The organism is Actinomyces polynesiensis (genome assembly GCF_000820725.1).
Lineage (GTDB): Bacteria > Actinomycetota > Actinomycetes > Actinomycetales > Actinomycetaceae > Pauljensenia > Pauljensenia polynesiensis.
Map to the genome: position 1 here is coordinate 1 of NZ_CCXH01000085.1, position 8,031 is coordinate 8,031.

Annotated in this window: 9 protein-coding genes and 1 pseudogene; 4 read left to right on the forward strand and 6 right to left on the reverse strand. The window is 70.2% G+C overall.

Features of this window, described 5'->3' with window-relative positions; genetic code table 11:
• Positions 1–432: pseudogene (locus TA90_RS14880) on the forward strand (hypothetical protein); the annotation flags it as partial.
• The gene (gene pknB, locus TA90_RS03285) at positions 405–2,249 is read left to right on the forward strand and encodes a Stk1 family PASTA domain-containing Ser/Thr kinase (protein WP_043534600.1); all 1,845 of its coding nucleotides are present in this window, start codon (positions 405–407) and stop codon (positions 2,247–2,249) included. The pseudogene TA90_RS14880 and the gene pknB, both read left to right, overlap by 28 nt.
• Before the next feature lie 136 nt (positions 2,250–2,385).
• On the opposite strand, the gene TA90_RS03290 is transcribed toward pknB, so the two are convergent.
• The 4 genes from TA90_RS03290 to TA90_RS03305 form a co-directional block, all read right to left on the reverse strand.
• A complete protein-coding gene (locus TA90_RS03290; protein ID WP_043534606.1) occupies positions 2,386–3,027 on the reverse strand; it encodes an anthranilate synthase component II in 642 nt (213 codons plus the stop codon).
• 130 nt (positions 3,028–3,157) lie between these two features.
• Positions 3,158–3,313: a hypothetical protein gene (locus tag TA90_RS14885; protein WP_043534601.1), complete on the reverse strand. Its 156-nt coding sequence runs from the start codon at positions 3,311–3,313 to the stop codon at positions 3,158–3,160.
• Between the two features lie 22 nt (positions 3,314–3,335).
• Positions 3,336–4,082: a class E sortase gene (locus TA90_RS03300; RefSeq protein WP_043534602.1), complete on the reverse strand. Its 747-nt coding sequence runs from the start codon at positions 4,080–4,082 to the stop codon at positions 3,336–3,338.
• Positions 4,075–4,737, reverse strand: a complete 663-nt coding sequence (locus TA90_RS03305; protein WP_231550643.1) for a DUF881 domain-containing protein — start codon at positions 4,735–4,737, stop codon at positions 4,075–4,077. Before TA90_RS03305 ends, TA90_RS03300 begins: the two co-directional genes overlap by 8 nt.
• A gap of 493 nt (positions 4,738–5,230) precedes the next feature.
• Between TA90_RS03305 and TA90_RS03310 the strand changes: the two genes are divergently transcribed.
• Positions 5,231–5,494 carry a cell division protein CrgA gene (locus TA90_RS03310; protein ID WP_043534603.1) on the forward strand — a complete coding sequence of 88 codons (264 nt, stop codon included), beginning with the start codon at positions 5,231–5,233 and terminating at the stop codon, positions 5,492–5,494.
• Positions 5,495–5,783: 289 nt separating this feature from the next.
• Here TA90_RS03310 and TA90_RS03315 read toward each other — a convergent pair whose 3' ends face one another.
• Together TA90_RS03315 and TA90_RS03320 are read right to left on the reverse strand one after the other, a co-directional pair.
• Positions 5,784–6,632, reverse strand: coding sequence for a rhomboid family intramembrane serine protease (locus TA90_RS03315; protein ID WP_043534604.1), 849 nt, complete (start codon positions 6,630–6,632; stop codon positions 5,784–5,786).
• 148 nt (positions 6,633–6,780) lie between these two features.
• The gene (locus TA90_RS03320; protein WP_043534605.1) at positions 6,781–7,302 is read right to left on the reverse strand and encodes a peptidylprolyl isomerase; all 522 of its coding nucleotides are present in this window, start codon (positions 7,300–7,302) and stop codon (positions 6,781–6,783) included.
• Positions 7,303–7,454: 152 nt separating this feature from the next.
• Here TA90_RS03320 and TA90_RS03325 point away from each other — a divergent pair, with 152 nt between their 5' ends.
• Complete coding sequence (locus TA90_RS03325) at positions 7,455–7,988, forward strand: hypothetical protein (protein WP_052450441.1); 534 nt, start codon at positions 7,455–7,457, stop codon at positions 7,986–7,988.
• Positions 7,989–8,031: the final 43 nt, after the last annotated feature.

The following is an 8,031-nucleotide window of genomic DNA, read 5'->3' on the forward strand; positions in this document are numbered from 1 at the left end:
CCCTCCCCGACGCCGGCGTCCGCGCCGACGCCCGAACGGAACACCCGTGAGGCAGCCGCATCCGTCCGGAGGACCTCGGTGCTGTCCCGGCACGGCCACGGCCCGGCCGCTGCACCGACTGCGGACACCACCGCGTCCGTGCGGGAGTCCGTGCGGTGGCATCCCGTCGCACACGGTGATGCACGCGGGGAGGGGCTCCCCCACCGCCGGCCACCACGCACCAAGTACAACCGTTCCGTCGTGGCACCCCCGGTGTCGACCGCGGAGCGGATCGGCCAGTGGATCGTCGTGGGACTCGTCGTCCTCACGATCATCCTCATCGCTGTCGCTACGATCCAGAACAGATTCGGTTCCCTCACCTCCGTCCTGGGGGCGGGCACCCACGTCATCGAGGAGGTTCGGACATGGCTGAATCCATGGACCACCGTCTAGGCGGACGCTACGAAGTGCGTTCCCTCATCGGGAGGGGCGGGATGGCCGAGGTGCACCTGGGGTTCGACACCCGCCTCCACCGGATCGTCGCGATCAAGATGCTGCGCATCGACCTCGCGCGCGACTCCATCTTCCAGGCGCGCTTCCGGCGCGAGGCCCAGGCAGCGGCCTCCCTCAACCACCCCAACATCGTCGCCGTCTACGACACCGGCGAGGAGGTCATCACGGCGCCCGACGGTCGGGGCGTCTCGGTGCCCTACATCGTCATGGAGTACGTCGAGGGGCACACCGTCAAGGAACTGCTGGCGGACGGCACCCCCGTCCCCATCGACGAGGCCGTCGAGATCGTCTCGGGTGTCCTCTCCGCCCTGGAGTACTCCCACGCAGCCGGGCTCGTGCACCGCGACATCAAGCCGGGCAACATCATGCTCACCACCGACGGCAAGGTGAAGGTGATGGACTTCGGCATCGCCCGTGCCCTCGCCGACTCCCAGGCCACGATGACCCAGACGAATGCCGTGGTCGGGACCGCCCAGTACCTCTCCCCCGAGCAGGCCCGTGGGGAGCAGGTGGACGCGCGCTCCGACCTCTACTCCACCGGTGTGGTCCTCTTCGAGCTGCTGACGGGGCGCCCCCCGTTCCGCGGCGACTCCGCGGTGGCGGTGGCCTACCAGCACGTCTCGGCCATCCCCCCCACGCCCTCGTCCATCACCCCCGACGTCCCCGAGGCATTGGACCGCGTGGTCATGAAGGCCCTGGCGAAGAACCGGGACGACCGCTACTCCTCCGCCGCCGCCATGCGCGCCGATCTCATCCGTGCGGCCCGGGGCGCCGACGTCAACGCCCCCGCCACCCAGGTGTGGGCAGCGGCCGCAGCCAATGACGGCGCCACCCAGACCCTCGCCATGGCCCCGCCACCCCCACCCGACTACACCGGCCCCACCCGCACGGGCGCACAAGCCGCCTCCCCCACGGCCACGATGACGGCCGTGGGCCAGGAGGGGGAGGGTGAGGGCGACCCGGAGAAGACGGGCAAGAAGAAGAAGACCGGGTGGATCATCGCACTCGTCATCCTCGCCGTGGCGCTGGTGGCCGGGGGCATCGCCCTGGCGATGAACATGAACCGCGAGCCCGACCAGGTCGCCGTGCCGGACGGCCTCATCGGGCTCTCCCAGAGCGAGGCACAGGCCAAGGTCGAGGCCGCCGGACTGGTCTGGGCCGTCTCGGAGGACACCGTGGCCTCGGACGACGTCAAGGAGGGCGACGTCGCCAAGGTCGACCCCGCCGAGGGCAAGATGGTCGACGCCGGCTCCACGGTGACGGCGACCCTGTCCTCCGGGTCCGCGTCGGTGGAGGTGCCCGACGTGGCGAAGATGACCCAGGCCCAGGCGCGCGAGGCGATCGAGGGCAAGGGCCTGACCGTCGGGCAGGTGACGACGAAGAACGAGGCCCGGATCCCGGAGGACCAGGTCATCTCCACCACCCCCTCCGCCGGGGAGAAGGTCGCGAAGGGTTCGAGTGTGGACCTGGTCGTCGGATCGGGCTACGTGGAGATCCCCTCGGGCCTGGTGGGTCAGGGACAGGACGCGGTGGTGAAGGCGCTGCAGGACCTGGGGCTGAACACCTCGGTGCAGTCGGAGACCAATGTCGCCGATGCTGGGGAGGTCATCGGGCTGAGCCCCTCCTCCGGTCTGGTGCCCATCAACCAGACGGTGCAGGTCACGGTGTCCACCGGGCCCGCGCCCACCCAGACACCCACACCGACCCAGACCACACCGACTCCGGACCCGACCGACAGCAGCCAGAGCGGCAACTGACCCCGCGGGAGCCGTGGGCCCCGGTGTCCGACCCGTCAGGGTCGGTGCCGGGGCCTTCCGCTGTGGGCATGCGGGCGGAAGGAAAGCGTGTGGGGCCCGGGATCCGGGGCCCGGCGGGGAGGACGGGGTACCCCCCTCAGAGGGAGGAGCGCGCCGCCACCATCGGGGCCATGCTGGCCGCGCGGTCGGGTGCGGACAGGTCACCGCACGCCGCCAGCCAATTGGCGAGCATGAGGTGCCCGTGCTCCGTCATCACCGACTCGGGGTGGAACTGCACGCCCTCCAGGGGGAGGGACCGGTGGCGCAGACCCATGACGATCCCCGAGTCGGTCGCCGCCGTCACCTCGAGTTCATCGGGCACGGTGGAGGGGTCCACCGCCAGGGAGTGGTAGCGCGTGACCGTCAACGGCGAGGGCACGTGGGAGAACACCCCTCGCCCGTCGTGGGTGATGCGGGAGGTCTTGCCGTGCATGAGTTCGGGCGCGTGCGCCACAGTCCCCCCGAAGAGCTCCCCGAGGGCCTGGTGGCCGAGGCAGACACCGAGCATCGGGACTCCGTGCTCCGCGCAGTCGGCGATCACCTGCAGTGAGGCGCCGGCTCCCTTGGGATCTCCGGGTCCCGGGGAGACGAGGACGCCCTCGTAGGACCCCCGCGCCCACCAGTCGGCATCGACCGCGTCATTGCGGACCACGTCGACGTCGGCACCCATGTGGCGCAGGTAGCCGACGATCGTCCACACGAAGCTGTCGTAGTTGTCGATGCACAGGATGTGCGCCATGGCCACCACTTCCCTTCCACTGGGGTGATCCTCCCACGCCCACCCCGCCACTGCCCTCCGGCGACCGACCAGCGGGAGGCGACCGCCCTCGTCGGTCACCGGGCGGGAGGCCCTCGCGGTCCCCGCGACCTCAGCCGACTCCGGCGCCACCCAGGTCCAGCGCCGCCTGGACCCAGGGGAAGACCTTGGTGAACAGCAGGTAGACGACGGCCGCGACGATGACCAGTGACTCCACCACCTTGAACCAGGTCGGCCCGGGCAGGTGCCTGAAGATCCATCCGTACATGGGACGCTCCTTCCTTCCGCGCTCAGTCGGTCGGTTCGTCGAGGAGTTCCTGGGGGACACCGGTGGACTTCGGTGTCCAGGACTCGAAGAGCAGGTGGACGATGTAGCGCTCGGTGTTGCCGTACTCGGGGTGGCAGGTCGTCATGGTCATCCACCGCTGGGTGGGCTGCTCGGAGAACGTGCGGTCACCCGGCACGGGTGCCACCACCCAGGAGGCGTCGGGGGTGACGATCTCATGGGTCTCGACCCGGTACACGTAGTAGGTGTCCGCCGTCTCCACCACGACCTTGTCGCCGGCGACCAGGCGGTCGATGTGGCGGAAGTTGTTGCCGTAGGTGCGCCGGTGGCCGGCCACCGAGAAATTGCCGATCTCACCGGGGTGGGCGGTGCCCTCGTAGTGCCCGGCGTAGCCGAGGTCGAGGACTGCGCTGGTGGTCCCCTCGGCCAGCGGGGTCTTCATCCAGCCCCAGGTCGGGATGTGGAGGACGCCGTAGATCTCCCGCGACGCAGGCGCCGTGACCTCCGGTGGATCGTCGGTGCGACGTTCTCCCAGCGTGCGGGAGGAGGCGGCGTTGTCCTGCTCGAACTGCGCGACCTGCTGGTCACGCGGGCCCTCGACCTGCCAGGTCGTCCAGTACAGCTGCCACACGGCGAAGAGGGCCAGGACGACGGCAGCGGTGATGAGGAGCTCCCCCACCACCCCCATGAGGGCGACCAGGGGACCTCCCCCGGATCGTCTCCCACTCCTCGTCGCGACATGCTCAGCCATGGTCCACCACCTGTGCGTACTTGATGCCCGGTTCCTGGGTCACCGCATCGAACTGCAGGTCGTCGTCGACGTCGACCTCCCAGCCGAGCTGGTAGCGCGCGACGTAGCCCAGGTACGTCGTGACGCTCCTGTCGGCGGAGAGCGCATCCCTCAACGCGTCGGGTTCCCCGATGGCGGAGATGACGTAGGGAGGGGAGAAGCGCGCCCCGTCCACCAGGATGACGTTGCCGATGCAGCGGATGACGGTGCGCGAGCTGACACGCACGCCCTGGACGGTCATGGCCTCGGCCCCGCCCGCCCACAGTGCGTTCATCACGTTCTCGATGTCCTGCTGGTGGACCACGAGGTCGTCGACCCTCGCCCCGTCCGGGACCACCCCCGCAGGCGCGTCCGTGAGCGTCACCGTGAGCCCGGGACCGGTCACCGCCACCTTCGACAGTTCGAGCACCGAGGTCGGCGTCGGGGCGGGGGTGGCCGCCGAGGAGGCGACCAGGGTGTCGATGCGCTGCTGGAGGTCCTGGTTGCCCGACATCAACTGGTCCACCGTGTCCTGCTGGTGGCGGACCAGGCCCACGAGTCCCGCGCCCTCGGGTCCAGCGCTCTCACGCGCGGAGATCGCGGAGAGGCTGAAGAGGAGTCCGGAGGCGACGGTCACCACGACGATCGAGGCCGTGGTGCGCAGACGACGGCTCCGGCGACGCCGGCCCTCCCGATCCCCGTCGGCGGCGTCGTCCCGCTGCCCCCCGGGAGCGTGGTCCCCATCGCCGTGCCCGTCACCGACAGCGGCGCGGTCCCGGTGCCGTGGGAGGTCGGACCCGACTGGACCTGCCTCCGACGTGGCATCCATGGCCTCCGGCACGGTGCCCGGGGGACCATCGTGGCCGCCCGTCCCGCGGTGACGGTCCGGGTGGGGGGCCGCTTCCTGCGAGCGGTGGACGCGTGGTTCGAACGAGGGTGGCATGGAGGACCCGGAGGTGGCTGGCGGATGTGAGGGACCAGTGGGTTCGTTCCCCATCTGCCCCCCTCCACGGTCAGGAACACTCGCGCTTTGGCCGAGATCGACTCCGAGACTACGCTAGGACCGCAATCACCGCACTCATGCGGTGCGTCCCGGGTGAGACACCCGTTGATCCGTGCAGGAGTGCATCGTGGCCGAGTCCAAGAAGCGCAAGAAGGGCGGCGTGGAAGCCTCCGACGACACCGACATCAAGTCGTGGACCGATGGCATCCCCCTGAGCCCGTCCTGGTGGGCGCCCGCCTTCATCACCCTCATGGTGCTCGGGCTCCTGTGGCTGATGGTCTACTACATCTCGGGCGGTTCCTACCCGGTGCCGGGGATCAGCTGGTGGAACATCGTCATCGGGATCGCCATCATGATGGTCGGGTTCCTGATGACGCTGAGGTGGCGCTGAGCACCGAGGCACGACCGAGGAGGGGTCGTCCGCACTGCGGGCGGCCCCTTCCGCGTCTCCACGGGGGCGCTGCGACCTCTCCTCCACGGATGCGCGGCGCCGCCCTGTCCACAGGCCCGTCCACAGTTGGGGAAAACGACACCGATGTCTTTCCCCAGTCCCCGGGCCACGATCGGCCCCGTTTCCACAGCTGTGGGGGACGACGCCGGACGGGCGCCCACCCCCTGTGGACGGACGCGCACCCGACTCTCCGGCTCCCCGGGCACCGCACCGGGCCGTGCCGGGCTCCTCAGGAGAGGAGGAGGGCGTAGGTCACGCTCACCAGACCTGCCAGCACGAGTGCCATCGCCACCGCCGCGCCGACCGTGAGCCGCGTCTGGGTCCGCTCCGTCATCCCGCGCCTCGGGCGCGCCAGCCTCGCGAACACCCACGCCACCACGAGACCCGTCACCAGACCCCCGACATGGGCCTGCCAGGAGATCCCGGGGGTGATGAGGCCGTAGACCAGGTTGATGCCGAGCAGCACGAGCACCGAGGTCGTGTCGGCGCCGCTGAGGTGCTGGAGCACGAAGACCGCGGCGAAGAGTCCGAAGACCGCCCCGGAGGCGCCCACCGTGGCCGTCATCCAGGTGGAGGGCTGCACGAAGCACCACAGGAGCACGGCCAGGGACCCACCGACGGCACTGAGCACGTAGAGCACGGCGAAGCGCCAGTGCCCCATGACCCGCTCGAGGGAACGCCCCACCCAGTAGAGGGCGAGCATGTTGAAGCCGATGTGCCACAGCGAGGCGTGGAGGAAGGCCGTGGTGAGGAACCGCCAGGGCTGGTGGTAGCCGAGGACGGGGGCGAACATCAGGGCGCGTTCGAGGGCGGGTGACACCCATCCGATGGCGTACACGACCGCGCAGGCGACGATGATGCCCGTCGTGACGACCGGGGACCCGGTGGGGACCCGACGTCGGACCTGCTGGGCACAGTCGACGCAGATCGAGCGGACCTCCGTGGGGATCGCGCACGCCGCGCACATCGGTCTCTTGCAGCGCTTGCAGTAGTCGACCGCGCGGACGCCGGGGTGTCGGGGGCACTCCGGGGCCGCAGTCGGCTCGGAACGTTGTCCGTACTGGGGGATCCCACTCATGGGCACTTCCCTCCTCGTTGACGGGGGCGTCGCCGCCCCCTGCTGCTCCGACCCTCCACGCAGCGCCCCCCACCCGGGGTCGGTCGGGGACGGTGAGGGGGCGGGGCGCCCAGCACCCCGCCCCCGTCCACCGGTTCCCGGTCCGTGGTCAGTCGGTGACGTCCACCGAGGTGATGACGACGTCCTTGACGGGCTTGTCATTGCGTCCGGTGGGGACGGCGGCGATCGCGTCCACCACGTCCTTCGACGCCTGGTCGGCGACCTTTCCGAAGATCGTGTGCTTGGCCTGCAGCCACGGGGTGGGCGCGACGGTGATGAAGAACTGGGAGCCGTTGGTTCCGTGCCCGTTGCGCTTGCCGGCGTTGGCCATGGCCAGCACGTAGGGCTCGGTGAAGGTCAGCTCGGGGTGGATCTCGTCGTTGAACTCGTAGCCGGGTCCGCCGATGCCCTGGCCCAGGGGATCCCCGCCCTGGATCATGAAGCCCGGGATGACGCGGTGGAAGATCACGCCGTCGTAGAGGGGCTGCATGGTCTTCTGACCGGTCGCCGGATGGGTCCACTCGCGCTCACCACGTGCGAGCTCGACGAAGTTCTTGACGGTGTTGGGGGCGTGGTCCGGGAACAGCTCAACCCTGATGTCGCCCATGGTCGTGTGCAGTGTGGCTTCCATGCCCCCATCGTCCCAGATCCTCGGCTCCGGGGCACGTCCTCGGGGTCCGTCAGGGGGGCGGATGGGCTGCAGCTCACAGCCGTTCGGTGCACAATGGTGACAAGCATCGCGCCCGCACAGGCGTGAGGACCAACCACGACCGCGGAGGCACCATGGCCAAGACGCAGAGAATCGATCCGGACCAGTTGAAGGCCGACGCACTGGTCCTCCGCGACGTCCTCGCGGAGCAGGCCGGACGGGCGGCACTGAAGGCTGCGGACCTCGCCGAGCAGGGCATCGAGTGGGCCGCCCCGCACGTCCAGAACTCGTGGGACAAGACCGTCGAGAAGGCCACCCCCGTGATCTCCGAGGCAGCGGCCCGCGCCCAGGAGGCGGCCGACCACGCCAAGCCCTTCCTCGACGACGTCCACGGGAAGGTCGTGGAGGACTACCTCCCCCGCATCAACAAGGCGGTCACCGACGCCACCGCCGCCGCGACCACCGATGCCGACCTCGCCGAGCGGGCCCGTCTGGTCCGCGAGGCCTCCGCCCGGGCACTCGTCACGCCGACTGCCCCGCCGCGCAAGCGCCACCGCGTCATCAAGGCCCTCGGCTGGACGGTCCTCGGGCTGTCCGCCGCCGGCGCCGGCTACCTCCTGTGGCGCCGCAGCCAGCCCATCGAGGATCCCTGGGCAGAGGAGTACTGAGCCGACCTCGAGACGGATGCCCCGGTCCCCGATGTCCCCGTCG